This is a genomic window from Streptomyces sp. GbtcB7 (assembly GCF_019091445.1).
GTDB classification, from domain to species: domain Bacteria; phylum Actinomycetota; class Actinomycetes; order Streptomycetales; family Streptomycetaceae; genus Streptomyces; species Streptomyces mirabilis.
On the sequence record NZ_JAGXJM010000013.1, the window covers coordinates 1 to 13348 of the forward strand.

General features: G+C 69.5%; 13 protein-coding genes. 10 read left to right on the plus strand and 3 right to left on the minus strand.

Features of this window, described 5'->3' with window-relative positions:
• Positions 1-92 precede the first annotated feature (92 nt).
• The 9 genes from KVT44_RS21725 to KVT44_RS21765 all read left to right on the plus strand — a co-directional run bounded on the left by KVT44_RS21725 (position 93) and on the right by KVT44_RS21765 (position 8592).
• Positions 93-737: an HAD family phosphatase gene (locus tag KVT44_RS21725; protein WP_217568208.1), complete on the plus strand. Its 645-nt coding sequence runs from the start codon at positions 93-95 to the stop codon at positions 735-737.
• A 134-nt stretch (positions 738-871) separates the two neighbouring features.
• Entirely contained in the window at positions 872-1594 is a 723-nt protein-coding gene (locus KVT44_RS21730) for a VC0807 family protein (protein ID WP_254649707.1), read from the plus strand.
• Positions 1595-1654: 60 nt separating this feature from the next.
• A complete protein-coding gene (locus KVT44_RS21735) occupies positions 1655-2872 on the plus strand; it encodes an MFS transporter (RefSeq protein ID WP_217568209.1) in 1218 nt (405 codons plus the stop codon).
• A complete protein-coding gene (locus KVT44_RS21740) occupies positions 2823-3995 on the plus strand; it encodes an acetoin utilization protein AcuC (RefSeq protein ID WP_099921300.1) in 1173 nt (390 codons plus the stop codon). The genes KVT44_RS21735 and KVT44_RS21740 overlap by 50 nt, the downstream gene beginning before the upstream one ends.
• A 611-nt stretch (positions 3996-4606) precedes the next feature.
• Positions 4607-5422 carry a phosphatase gene (locus KVT44_RS21745; RefSeq protein WP_054230024.1) on the plus strand — a complete coding sequence of 272 codons (816 nt, stop codon included), beginning with the start codon at positions 4607-4609 and terminating at the stop codon, positions 5420-5422.
• A 129-nt stretch (positions 5423-5551) separates the two neighbouring features.
• A complete protein-coding gene (locus KVT44_RS21750) occupies positions 5552-5764 on the plus strand; it encodes a helix-turn-helix domain-containing protein (RefSeq protein ID WP_004984898.1) in 213 nt (70 codons plus the stop codon).
• A 165-nt stretch (positions 5765-5929) separates the two neighbouring features.
• Positions 5930-6028, plus strand: coding sequence for an AURKAIP1/COX24 domain-containing protein (locus KVT44_RS21755; RefSeq protein ID WP_003948845.1), 99 nt, complete (start codon positions 5930-5932; stop codon positions 6026-6028).
• Positions 6029-6433: 405 nt separating this feature from the next.
• Positions 6434-7495: an NAD-dependent epimerase/dehydratase family protein gene (locus KVT44_RS21760; RefSeq protein ID WP_054230021.1), complete on the plus strand. Its 1062-nt coding sequence runs from the start codon at positions 6434-6436 to the stop codon at positions 7493-7495.
• Positions 7496-7509: 14 nt separating this feature from the next.
• Complete coding sequence (locus tag KVT44_RS21765; protein WP_099921299.1) at positions 7510-8592, plus strand: lysophospholipid acyltransferase family protein; 1083 nt, start codon at positions 7510-7512, stop codon at positions 8590-8592.
• A 90-nt stretch (positions 8593-8682) separates the two neighbouring features.
• Here KVT44_RS21765 and KVT44_RS21770 read toward each other — a convergent pair whose 3' ends face one another.
• The 3 genes from KVT44_RS21770 to KVT44_RS21780 all read right to left on the minus strand — a co-directional run bounded on the left by KVT44_RS21770 (position 8683) and on the right by KVT44_RS21780 (position 12614).
• Positions 8683-9906, minus strand: a complete 1224-nt coding sequence (locus KVT44_RS21770) for a DUF5667 domain-containing protein (RefSeq protein WP_217568210.1) — start codon at positions 9904-9906, stop codon at positions 8683-8685.
• A gap of 272 nt (positions 9907-10178) precedes the next feature.
• Entirely contained in the window at positions 10179-10958 is a 780-nt protein-coding gene (locus tag KVT44_RS21775) for an ECF subfamily RNA polymerase sigma factor, BldN family (protein WP_054230018.1), read from the minus strand.
• Between the two features lie 705 nt (positions 10959-11663).
• The gene (locus tag KVT44_RS21780) at positions 11664-12614 is read right to left on the minus strand and encodes an HAD family phosphatase (RefSeq protein WP_217568211.1); all 951 of its coding nucleotides are present in this window, start codon (positions 12612-12614) and stop codon (positions 11664-11666) included.
• A 128-nt stretch (positions 12615-12742) separates the two neighbouring features.
• Here KVT44_RS21780 and KVT44_RS21785 point away from each other — a divergent pair, with 128 nt between their 5' ends.
• Entirely contained in the window at positions 12743-13042 is a 300-nt protein-coding gene (locus tag KVT44_RS21785; RefSeq protein WP_217568212.1) for a glutaredoxin family protein, read from the plus strand.
• Positions 13043-13348 lie beyond the last annotated feature (306 nt).

Here is a 13348-nt window from a genome sequence, read left to right on the forward strand (position 1 = left end):
AGTAGGACGCCGCCGAACTAATTGTAGGGAGAACCCCCGTACCGGGAAATCGGTACGGGGGTTTTCTGCGTTCGGGGGTCTAGTGTTTTGTCATGCGCTATGACTTGGTGATCTTCGACAATGACGGCGTCCTCGTGGACAGTGAGCCGATCTCCAACACGATCCTGGCCGCCTATCTGACCGAACTCGGGCATCCGACCTCGTGCGAGGAGTCCATCCGCGACTACATGGGGTCTGCCATGCACCGCATCCACGAGCTCGTCCAGGAGCGGAGCGGGCAGCGGCTGCCGGAGGACTTCGACGACGTCTTTCACGGGCGGGTGTTCGCCGCCTTCGAGCGGGAGCTGCAACCCGTTCCCGGCGCCGTGCAGTTGTTGGAGAAGCTGGCCGCGGACGAGGTCCCGTACTGCGTGGCCTCCTCCGGGAGCCATGAGCGGATCCGGGTGGGGCATCGGAAGACCGGGCTCGACCGATGGTTCGACGAGGGGCGTGTCTTCAGTTCGCAGGATGTGGGGCGGGGCAAGCCGGCCCCCGATCTGTTTCTTTACGCGGCCGAGCGGATGGGCGTGGCGCCGGAGCGCTGTGTCGTCGTGGAGGACAGTCCGCTCGGGGTGCGGGCGGCGAACGCCGCGGGGATGGACGTGTACGGGTTCACCGCCATGACGCCGGCCGCCAAGCTCACCGGTGCCACTCAACTCTTCTCCGAGCTGGGCGAGTTGGCTGACCTGCTCGTATGACGGCATCCATGGCGCGGCACTGACATTTGTCACGCCGAGCTCCGGACGATCGTTTCTGTTGGCGAGTGGGGTCCGACCGCGAAGCTGAGTACATCGGAACGGGACGTACACAGCGACGACGGAGGGACCCGATCATGAGCATCACGGCCATCGAGACCAGCACTGGAGCGACCACCGTCGAGGCACCGGCCGCCACGAGCGCCGATGCCGCCGCCAGGCCCAGCTTCCTGCCGCTGATTCTCGACGTGGCGGTGCCCGTCGGGTCGTACTACCTCCTCAAGAACGGGTTCGGCATGAGCACCATGGCGGCCCTCGGCTGGAGCAGCGTGGTGCCGGCGGTGCGGACCGTGTGGGGCGCGGTGAAGGAGCGCAAGGCCAACGCCCTGGCCGGGCTCATTCTGTTCGTCAACGTCGTCGGGCTGGCGCTCAGCCTCGTCGCCGGTGACCCGCGGCTGATGCTGGCCAAGGACAGCGGGGTCAGCAGCGCGGTCGGCATCGGCATCCTGGTGTCCGTGAAGCTCGGCAGGCCGATGATGACGGCGGGCATGAAGCCGTTCCTCATCAAGGGCGACGCGGCGAAGAGCGCCGCGTGGGACCGACTGGCGGCCGGCTCCCCGCGGTTCCGGAAGGCCGAGCGGACCTTCTCCCTGGTCTGGGGCGTGGCGCTGCTCGGGGAGTGCGTCGCGCGGGTCGTGGGCGCGTACACCCTGCCGGTCGACACGATGGTCTGGCTGGGCACGGTCGTGATGGTCGGTGCGATCGCGGTGGCCATCCTGGTCGGTGGGCAGCTGGCGGTCGTTCCGATGGAGAAGCTGCTGGAGAACGAGGTCGCCGGGACCGTCCAGCCGAAGAGTTGAGCAAAATTCATCTTCGGCTGGATCTACCCACCGGTATGCCTGGGCCCTACGCTCGCCGCCATGACAGATGTGCTGCGGCGCGGTAGGGCCTCTTTGGCGTTCAGCTTCTTCGCTCAGGGCGCCACCTTTGCCCTGCTCGTGACGCGCATTCCGGCCATCCAGGACCGGTACGGCGTCTCCGACGCGCTGTTGCCCGCGTTCCTGGCCGCCGTGCCGATCCTCGCCGGGGTCGGCAGCGTGACGACCGAACAGCTGGTGAAGCGAATACGGCCCAGTCGGCTGCTGCGCTGGTCCCAGCCCGTCGTGCTCCTGGCGCTGCTCGGGGTCGGGTCTGGGGACCGGCTGGTCGAACTGGCGGTCGCGCTCGGCGCCTTCGGGCTCGCGGTCGGCGCGCTCGACGCGTCCATGAACATGCTCGGGGTGAGTCTCCAGCGGACGTACGGGCGCAGCATCATGCTCGGTTTCCACGCCACGTACAGCCTGGGCGGGATCGTGGGCGCCTCGCTGGCGTGGGTGGGGGCGCACTGGCATCTCTCGCTCTTCGTGTCCTATCTGCCGGTGGTGCTGGTGCTGCTGCCGGCGGCGTTCGTGGGGAGTCGGTGGTACGTCGACGGGGACGCCGCCCCTGGTCTTGAGGCCGATGCCGGTGGCAAGAGTGGGGCCCTGGTCTTCAGGCTGCTGTTGCCGTTGTGTCTGGTGATGACGTTCGCGTACATCGGGGACTCGACGGTTTCAAACTGGAGTGCGAAGTATCTGCAGGATGTGCTGGGCAGTTCGGAGCAGTTGGCGACCGTTCCCTACAACGTCTACATGGTGATGACGCTGGTGGGGCGGGCCGTCGGGGACTTCGGGGTGCGGCGGTTCGGGGCGGTGGCCGTCGTACGGCTGGGGGCGGTCGTGGCGGCGCTGGGGTTCGCGGTGGTGGCGGTGGCGCCGGGGGCGTGGGTCGGGATGCTCGGGTTCACGTTGCTGGGGCTGGGGTTGTGTGTGCTGGTGCCGCAGACGTTCGCGGCGGCCGGACGGTTGTTTCCCGGGGCTTCGGACGCTGCCATCGCACGGCTGAACATCTTCAATTACGTCGGGTTCTTGATCGGTTCTCCGTTGGTGGGGGCGCTGGGCGACGCCTGGAACTACCGGGGCGCCATGCTTGTACCGATGGTGTTGGTCTTGGCGACCTTGGGGTACGCCCGCTCGTTCGCGCCCGAACCGGACCGATACGGTGACGGACATGAGCGGCCGCGCACAGCTGATGTGGGACGAGGCAGTAACGGGCTATGACTTCGGCCCGGACCATCCGATGGATCCGGTCCGGCTGGCGCTGACCCGGCGACTGGTCGATGCCTTCGGGCTCGATCGGGAGGTGGATGTCGTCGCGGCGAAGCCGGCCGGGGAGTCGACGCTGCGGCTCGTGCATCGTGAGGACTATGTCGAGGCGGTCAAGGCCGCGTCGGTGGATCCGGGGGCCGCGGATGCCTCGTACGGGCTCGGGACCATGGATGATCCCGCCTTCGCGGGAATGCACGAGGTGTCGGCGATGATCGCCGGGCAGTCGGTCGGGGCGGCGGAGGCGGTGTGGCACGGGGACGCGCTGCACGCGGTGAACTTCGCGGGTGGGCTGCACCATGCGATGCCGGGTGGGGCGTCCGGGTTCTGCATCTACAACGACGCCTCGCTCGCGATCGCGCGGCTGCTGGAGCTGGGGGCCGAGCGGGTCGCGTACGTGGATGTCGATGTGCATCACGGGGACGGGGTGCAGGCGGCGTTCTGGGAGGACCCCCGGGTTCTGACGATCTCGCTGCACGAGCATCCGCGGACACTGTTCCCGCAGACCGGGTGGCCGGAGGAGACGGGGGGCTCCTCGGCGGAGGGCTCCGCCGTCAATGTCGCGCTGCCGGCCGGGACCGGGGACGCGGGGTGGCTGCGGGCGTTCCACTCCGTGGTGCCTGAGCTCGTCGCCGAGTTCCGGCCGCAGGTACTGGTCACCCAGCACGGTGCCGACACCCACTTCGAGGACCCGCTCGCTCATCTGGCCGTCTCGCTCGACGCGCAGCGGGCCGTGCAGGTCGCCTGTCACGACCTGGCGCACGAGTACGCCGACGGGCGGTGGGTCGCGTTGGGCGGGGGCGGGTACGCGGTCGTGGACGTCGTGCCGCGGTCGTGGACGCATCTGGTCGCCGTCGCGGCGGGGCGGCCCATCGATCCCGAGACGGTGATTCCCGAGAGCTGGCGGCAGGAGGTCTTCGCTCGTACGCGGCAGTTGGCGCCCGTGCGGATGACGGACGGGCGGTGGCCCGTGTCCTGGAAGGGGTGGGAGTCCGGGTATGACCCGGCCGACCGTCTCGACCAGGCGATTGTCGCGACGCGCCGCGCGGTGTTCCCCCTACGAGGCCTTCTGCCCTGACCCTTCTTCGCCCCCGCCGCCCCTACCCGACCCATCCCCAGGGGCTCCGCCCCTTCGACCCCGACGGGGCTGCGCCCCTGCACCCCGGCTGCGCCCCCGGACCCCCGGAGGGGCTGCGCCTCTTCGACCCCGGCGGGGCTGCGCCCCTGCACCCCCTGGGAGCTGCGCCCCCGGACCCCCGGAGGGGCTCCGCCCCTGCACCCCCTGCGGGGCTCCGCCCCCGGATCTCTGGCGAGGCTGCGTCCCTGGACCCCCTGGGGGCTGCGCCCTTTCGACCTCGGCGGGGCTGCGCCCCTACACCCCCTGTGGGCTGCGCCACACCCCCTGAGGGCTGCGCCCCGGATCCCCGAGGCCTGCCCGCGGATCCCCTGCGGGGCTGCACCCCCGCACCCCCGAGGCCGGCCCCCGGCCGGGCTCCGTCCCGGACCCCCGCGGCGGCCGTGTTCCCGTACCCCGTCTGGGGCTGCGTCCTGGGTGTCCTGGTGCGTTCGGCCTTCTTTCCGTCTGGGGCTCTGTCGGGGGATAGGGGCCAGAGTGTGCATTACGCCAACTGTGGGGCGTTTTCGGGAAATTCGGGGTGAAGGGGGGGTATGTGCGTCAGCATCGCTGTCGTGTTGAGCACCGGAGCATTACGTGCGCACCTGCTGGCGGCCCGGTTGGCCGGGCCCGTTGCCACCTCGCGTGAGGAGAGTCTGCGGAGCTATCGGCTCTTCGCGGCCCGCGATCCCCGGGTGCTGCTCGGGCTCGATCCCGAGTGGACGTGGGAGCAGCGGGACCTGATCGAGTTGATGGCCGACAAGTGTGGAGTTTCGGCCGATCCGGCGCACACGAGTGGGCATGATGTGATCGACCCTGAGCGGACTCTGGTCGCGCTCGATTCCTTCGCGGCGCGACTCGGAACGGCGGCCCGCAGGCGCGAGCCGGTACTCCTCGGGACCGGTCACCCGCACCGTCTGCTCGGTTTCTACGCCGCCCTTGCGGACGCCCTGTCGGCGGCGGGATGTACCGTCCTCACCCCCGCGCAGGGTAGCTCTGTCGACATAACGACCCGGTTCGGCCTACGCACGTACAACCTTGACTACGTACAAGGTGTCGCGCTGGTACGCGAACCCGGCGCGCAAGCCCCCGGTGGTGCGACCGGCGCACATACCCACTCACCGCTGCCGGTTCGGACCGTTCTGGCGGCCGCCGCGGAGGGTGGCGGGCCGCTCCCGGAACTCGTCATCGGGGACCACGGCTGGGTCTGCGGAGCAGGTCAGCTGGGGTTCGAGGCCATGGGGCTGGCCGATACGGACGATCCTGCGCTCTTCGTCGGAGAGGCAGAGGGGCGGGTGTCCGTCGTCGTTCCGCTTGATGACGCTGTGCGGTCTGATTACTACCGACCGCTTACTCGCTATGTACTCAATCGAGCGTGTCTGTCACAGTAGGCGGCCGATGCCATCTCCTCTTCCCCACTCGCATCACCCGCCCCTACATTGGGGAGTGAGCACGCAACGACGAAGAGTCACCGGAAGGGGAAGCCGGTGGCCGTCGAGTGCGGAAGGTTCAGGTGTGTCATGGCTGCAGCTGGCGAGAGGCCTCTGAACGAGGTTCAGTTCCTTACCGTGGCGGAAGTCGCCTCGGTGATGCGAGTGTCGAAGATGACCGTGTACCGCTTGGTGCACAGCGGTCATCTGCCGGCGATCCGGGTGGGGAGGTCCTTCCGGGTGCCGGAGCAAGCGGTTCACGAGTACCTCCGCGAGAGCTATGTGGGGGTGGAGACAGCCTGACGGTTGCTTCGAGGGGTTCCCGAGAGACCCTTGTGGTCGCCTCGGGAATCCACTCGGATCCCCTCGATTACGACCTCAGCGCTCGGACGGGTAGGCTGGCCCCTCATAGGTCGTATGGGCCCATGCAGCCCAGCACCGAGTAAAGAGAAGTGAGCGAGGGTAGTCGTGGGCTCTGTTATCAAGAAGCGGCGCAAGCGGATGGCCAAGAAGAAGCACCGCAAGCTGCTCAAGCGCACTCGCGTTCAGCGTCGCAACAAGAAGTAAGACCGTGCCCCGCATCGCGGGGCTCGTCCTTGCGCTTGTGCGAGCGCTGCGAACGGCGCGCTCTGTGGCCCCCCACCGGCCGGTGGGGGGCCACAGCCGTTTTCCGGCCAGGCTCTCGGCGTACCGGCCTCCGTCGTCGCGGCGGCTTTCGCCCAGAGCGGGTACTTTCCGTGGGGAGCGGGCGCGCGTCTCCTGCGCCAGGGCCCCGGAGGGCGATGCTGTGCATACGCCCATGTGCCGTGTGGCTTGGTCTGATCGTACGTTCGTGGCTGTCGTCACTTCGTGCATCGGGTGGTCATCACAGCGCAACATCAACCCGCTAGGTTGGCGGCACACGGGGAACACGGCAGGGTACGAGCAGAGCTACGTCGGCTCACGTCCAGAACGGGAAGAGAGGCGCTGATCTTGGGGAAGGTCGTGCTCGTCACCGGAGTGGCCCGTCAGCTGGGAGGCCGGTTCGTACGACGGATCCAGCGTGACCCTCAGGTGGACCGGGTGATCGCCGTGGACGCGGTGCTGCCCGAGCACCATCTGGGCGAGGCCGAGTTCGTCCAGGCCGACATCCGCCAGCCCACGATCGCCCGCGTGCTCGCCGAGCACTCCGTCGACACGGTCGTCCACATGGACGTGACGGGCATCGCGCTGGGTGGCGGCAGCCGGACGACGGTCAAGGAGACCAACGTCATCGGCACCATGCAGCTGCTGGGCGCCTGCCAGAAGTCCCCGTCGGTCAAGCGGCTCGTCGTGAAGTCCAGTACGAACGTCTACGGGTCCGCGCCGCGAGATCCGGCCGTGTTCACCGAGACCACCCCGCCCAAGTCGCTGCCCAGCGGCGGCTTCGCGAAGGACACGGTGGAGGTCGAGGGGTATGTGCGTGGCTTCGCGCGGCGGCGGCCCGACGTCGCCGTGTGCGTGCTGCGGTTCGCGAACATCCTCGGGCCGAGCGCTGACTCGCCGCTCGCCTCGTACTTCGCGCTGCCGGTGCTGCCGACCGTCTTCGGCTACGACCCGCGGCTGCAGTTCGTGCACGAGGACGATGTGATCGAGGTCCTGCGGATCGCCTCGCACGACCCACAGCGCGGCACGCTCAACAGCGGCACCTTCAACATCGCCGGAGACGGTGTCCTGTTGCTCTCGCAGTGCGCTCGACGCCTGGGCCGCCCCACGGTGCCTCTGCTGCTGCCGGCGCTCAGCTGGGCGGGCACGGCGGTGCGTACCCTGGGCGTGACGGACTTCTCGCCGGAGCAGCTGCGGCTGCTCACCCACGGCAGGGTCGTGTCGACTAACCAGATGCGCGAGACGCTGGGCTACAAACCGAGATACTCGACCGCGGAGACCTTCGCGGACTTCGCACGCAGCCGGGGGCCCGGACTCCTGCCCCCCGAGGCCCTCGCGGGGGCCGTCGACCGGATCGCCGCGCTGCGTTTCGTGGGCGGCGGCCACCCCCCGACACTGAGCGCCAACTGAGGAGCGCATCGACGATGGCGGACGCCAAGGTCATTCCGTTCGACGACGACCGGTCGCGCGGGGGTGCTGTGCAGCGCCCGCCGCGGCGGCGGGCCGCGGGGAGCCGGCGCAAGGGCGATCCCGTGGTGGTACGTGAGGTCCAGCCCCTGCCTGGCCGGGCCTTCCCGCAGGATGATGTTCCTGTGACGCGTGAGGAACAGCCGCCTCAGCCGTCGACGCCGAACAACGCGCCGTCGACGTCACAGGCGCGGGTGAGCGGCGGGCTGGAACGGCGCGTCGCCGGTGGTCTCGCCTTCCTGCGCCGGCGCCTCACCGGTGACTACGAGATCGACGACTTCGGGTACGACCAGGAGCTCACCGAGCAGGTCCTGATGTCCCTGATCCGGCCGCTGTACGAGAAGTACTTCCGGGTCGAGGTGAAGGGCATCGAGAACATCCCGACCGACGGCGGCGCGCTGATCGTCGCCAACCACTCGGGCACCCTCCCGCTGGACGGCCTGATGATGCAGGTCGCCGTCCACGACAACCACCCCGAGAGCCGCCATCTGCGCCTTCTCGCGGCCGACCTGGTCTTCATGCTGCCGGTGGTCAACGAGCTGGCCCGCAAGGCCGGGCACACCCTGGCCTGCGCCGAGGACGCCGAACGGCTCCTGGAGCGCGGTGAGCTGGTCGGTGTGATGCCGGAGGGCTTCAAGGGCATCGGCAAGCCGTTCGGGGAGCGCTACAAGCTCCAGCGCTTCGGCCGGGGCGGGTTCGTGTCGACGGCTCTGCGGCAGGGCGCCCCGATCATTCCGTGCTCGATCGTCGGCGCGGAGGAGATCTACCCGATGATCGGCAACGCGAAGACGTTGGCGCGGCTGCTGGGTTTCCCGTACTTCCCGATCACGCCGACCTTCCCGTGGCTGGGTCCGCTGGGCGCCGTCCCGCTTCCCACGAAGTGGACGATCCAGTTCGGCGAGCCGATCCCCACGGACGGCTATCCGCCGGAGGCCGCCGAGGACCCGATGCTGATGTTCAACCTGACGGACCAGGTTAGGGAGCAGATCCAGCACACGTTGTACAAGCTGCTGGTGCAGCGCCGGTCGGTCTTCTTCTGACGGATGTTCCGCCGGACGTTCCACCGGCGACGGACGTACGTGGCTGGGGGCGCCCTTCCTGAGAAGGGCGCCCCCAGCCACGTAGCGGAGTTACCTGCTGTCCTCGCCGTTGATGCCCAGGCCCGGCAGGAGACCGGGCAGCAGCGGCGGCAGGGTGACGTCCGGCGCGCCGCTCGTCGGGCTGGACTTGCCGGCCGACGGGGACGAGCTGGTGGTGTCCTTGGGCGGGTCCAGGAGACCGCCCGTGGTGCCGCCGAGCAGACCCTCGCCGGTACTGCTGGAGCTGGACGGCTTCGGCTTGCCGCTGCTGTGGCTGCCGGTGGTGGAGCCGCTGCTGGCGCTGGGCGCCGGACGGTCCGTGCCGGACGACGAGCCGGGGGCGTCCGAACTGGCACCCCGGTGACGGCCCGTGCCCTCCTTCGCCGGGGCTCCCGGGAGCAGCGGGTCGACCTCCTCGTCTATGGCGGCGAACACCGACGAGACCTGCTGACTGACGTCGCCGAGCTGGACGGGCAGTCGGTCGCGCAGTGCGCCCCAGGCCTCGCGGTGCGACTGGGCGAAGGCGGACAGGGCCTGGATGGGGCCCAGCGAACCGTCCCGCTCGTACGCCTCGTACAGCAGGCGGTGGCCCTCGGAGGCGTCGTGCTGCATGCCGGACAGGGCGCGGCGGATCTCGCCCAGTGACTCGTGGTCGAGGTGGCCCGAGCGGCCACGCTCCATCAGCCGGCGTGCCTCGCTCAGGCGTGTGGACGCCTGGTCGAGGTAGAGCTCGCCGCGGTCGCTGTCGCCGTGGGCCAGGCCGAGTTTGATGTCCTCCATGCCTCGTTTGAGCCCGTAGAGCGAGTCACCGGGCAGGGCGTCGGAGCTGGCGGCCGCCACGCCGCCGAAGGCTCCCGCGGCCACGCCCACGGTGAGCCCGCCCGCGGCCAGGCCCTTGGACAAACGCGAACGCGGTCGCAGCTTCCCCAGTCCGGTCGCCCGGTGTGCGCCCCGTGCCCGGTGCGAGCGCTGCTCGGGCACGGAACGGTCCGGACCTTCGCCCCCCGCGGCGGTGCCTTCCAGCAGCATGGCCTCCATCGCTGCCACGAGCTGTGCTCGCTGCACGACCTTGACCTCGGGGTCCAGCTCCGGTTTGGGCAGCTCGCCGAGACCGGTGGTGAGGGCCAACAGCAGGCCCTGCTCGGTCTGTTCCGACGCAGCCTGGGACGGTGCCGATCCATCGGGCTGCTCGGCCGCCGTGCCCTGGTCGGACTGCTCCTCCAGGGCCAGGGCGAAGGCGTTCGCCCGCCGGTGTGCCGATACGTTCGCGATCACTGGCGGCACCTCCTCTCGTCAAGACGGTCGACTCCCCAGGGGGTCCTGAGGGTTGCACGCCCCGAGCGCATCCACACGATCGAGTGATCGGCGATGGCCGGGTCGTGACCACAGGGAGCCTGTATCCCGCACAACGAGCGTCGCGGCACTTGGGTTACGGACGACGGATGATCGGACCGCGAAGTCAACGGACTTTCACGGAAGGTGAGTTGAGCGTCACTGAGTGTGTGGGATCGCTGGGGCGTTCGTACGGGCCGGTGTTCGTACGGGTTTCAGCGGGCGTCGTCCGGGAGGAGCCGTGCCAGGGTGCGGACGGCTCGGTACTGGAGGGTCTTGATCGCGCCCTCGTTCTTGCCCATCACCCGGGCGGTCTCGGCGACCGAGAGCCCTTGCAGGAAGCGCAGGGTGACGCACTCCTGCTGCTGAGGATTGAGCCGTCGTACGGCGTCGAGCAGGGCCGCGTTCGACAGTGACTCCAGGACGGAGTCCTCGGGGCTTCGCTCGACCTCGTTCGCGTCGAGCATTTCGCCGGTGGTCACTTCGAGTCGGAATCGGCTCGATTTGAAGTGGTCCGCGACCAGGTTGCGGGCGATGGTGACCAGCCAGGCGCCGAAGTCGCGGCCCTGCCAGGTGAACGTTCCGATGCGGCGCAGGGCGCGCAGGAACGTCTCACTGGTGAGGTCCTCGGCGGTCGCCTTGCCGCCGACGCGGTAGTAGATGTAGCGGTACACGGTGTCGCTGTACTGGTCGTAGAGGCGGCCGAAGGCGTCGGCCTCGCCGGCCTGGGCGCGCTCGACGAGATCCATCATCCGGGCGCTGTCGCTGTCTGCGGCCGGGCGGCGTGCGGTGGGCGTGGCGGCCGAGCCCGAGCGGCCTCGTCTGCCGACCGCCGCGCTGCCCTCGGCCAGGGCGTAGCAAGGGCCGAGGGGCGCGGGGACGGCGGCGAGGGCGGGGACGGCGTACGCGGTGGGGACGAAGCCGCGCAAGCGGTCCAGGACCGTTGCGCGCAGCGTAGCCAGGCCCGAGGCGTCAACCCCGACGTGTGAGTACACGGGACTCCCAGAGGCAGAGCTTCCATCACGTGCAGTGCGGGACCGTTCACCCGTCGTAGCGACGGAGGGGTACCGGTTTGCGTCTGAGGAGAATAACGCTTCGTACAGGCAGCGCTACACCGAGTTGCTCAAATCATCGATTACGTCGCTTCTGTAACCGATTGACGCCTGATCAAGTGCCGGACAGTGACCGATTGTTGATCGGATGGGTTCGGGTTCCGTCTGGGTGTGGGGCGTGTTGTGGCCGTGTGGGGGTGGGGTGACTGGGCGGGGGGCCGCGGGGGTAGGACAGGGGATTGGCCGACTCCCGGCGGGGTGCGCTGGGCCGCTTTCCTCGCCCCCGCCGCCCCTACCCGTCCCATCCCGTCCCCGGGGGCTCCGCCCCCAGACCCCCGGGTGGGTTTTTGTCTGCGGGTGGGTGGGGGCTTGGCGCGCAGTTCCCCGCGCCCCTGGGGGGCGGGGCTGCGCCCCAGCCCCCGTAGGCCCGAACGGCCTCGTCCTCACACGCCGGACGGGCTGGAGGTTTTTAGGGGCGCGGGGAACTGCGCGACCAGCCCCCACCGGCCGGCGGCCGAAGAACGTCGGGCGGGCGGGGGATCCGGGGCGTAGCCCCGCCTTGGGGGCGCGGGGAACTGCGCGCCGAGCCCCCACCGGCCGGTGGTCGAAAGACTGCAGACGGCCGGGGGTGGGGCGTAGCCCGGGGGGTCAGCGGCGGCGGCGGTGGAGGGCGATGGCGGCGGCTGTGCCGCCGGCCACGGCGCCGACTCCGGCCGCGGCGGGGATGCCGACCTTCGCGGCCTTGCGGGCCGTGCGGTAGTCGCGCAGACGCCACTCGAACGTACGAGCGTGTTTGCGGAGTTTCGTGTCCGGGTTGATCGCGTAGGGGTGGCCGACCAGGGACAGCATGGGGATGTCGTTGTGCGAGTCGCTGTAGGCGGCGCAGCGGGACAGGTCCAGGCCCTCCGCGGTGGCCAGCGCGCGCACCGCCTCCGCCTTCGCCGGGCCGTGCAGGGGCTCGCCCACGAGCTTGCCCGTGTAGACGCCGTCCACTGACTCCGCGACCGTGCCCAGCGCACCGGTCAGACCCAGCCGGCGGGCGATCACCGTGGCGATCTCCACGGGGGCCGCCGTGACCAGCCAGACCTTCTGGCCCGCGTCCAGGTGGGCCTGGGCGAGGGCGCGCGTACCGGGCCAGATGCGTTCGGCCATGTACTCGTCGTAGATCTCCTCGCCGATCGACATCAGCTCCGCGACCCGGTGGCCCTTGACGATCGAGAGTGCCGAGTCACGGGCGTCCTGCATGTGTTCCGGGTCCTCGACGCCGGCCAGCCTGAACCACGCCTGCTGCCAGGCGAATCGGGCGAGGTCGCGGGTCTCGAAGAACTTCCGTTTGTACAGGCCCCGGCCGAAGTGGAAGAGGGCGGCGCCTTGCATCACGGTGTTGTCGAGGTCGAAGAAGGCCGCGGCCTTCTCGTCGCCGAGGACCGGGAACTCCGGTTCCCGGTCGGGCGCGTCGGCGTCGGGCGCGGCGTCGTGGGCTAGGTCCTCCAGTTCCTGGGAGGACTTGCGCGCTGCCTCCGCCGAGGCCTCGCCTGCCAACACGCTCCGCGCGGTGGCGGAGCGCCTACGGGGAGTGAGCCATCCGAGAGCGGCCATGTCGTGAGCATAGCCAGTTTGTTCGGAGCTTCCGGAGTCGAGAGGATGCGAGGCTGTGAACTCTCCGCGACCGAGCCGTTAAAGAAGACGTCCGACCGGCGCCTCCGGGCCGCGCGGGTGGCGGGAGAATGACCCGTATGAGTTCCATGTTCCGGCGCGGTGGGCGCCGTACGACGCGGAAGGCACCCTCGGAGCGGCTGGTCACGCTCATCAGGAAGCCTGGTTGTCATCTGTGTGATGACGCACAAGAAGTGGTGGAGAAGGTGTGTGGGGATCTCGGGGTCCCCTGGGAACACAAGGACATCACCGAGGATGAAGAGCTTCACCGTGCCTACTGGGAGCAGATCCCCGTGGTGCTGGTGGACGGGGCGCAGCACACCTTCTGGCGTGTGGACGAGGCGCGGCTGCGCAAAGCCCTCGCTCCGTAGCGGCGCGGCGTGGCGCGGTGACGCGTGGTGTTCCGTCCGGATTGTGCCGTGATCGGGTCCGGACCCCGTCCTGACCGGTGAGTCCAACGGGTCCGGAAAGTCGCCTAGGATCGACGGCGATTGGTCTCGGGGGCGGGGTTCGTTGAGGAGAGTGTGCGGTTTTGCCCCCTTCAGGAGCGGAACGAAGCGGTGCGCGCGCCGGTTCCATACAGGCGCGCCGGGCGTGCGTGACCCCCGTCACGTTGCCCGGGCAAATCGGACACCATCTTTGTGCACGCGTTCACAAAGACATAGCCTGCATTCGAC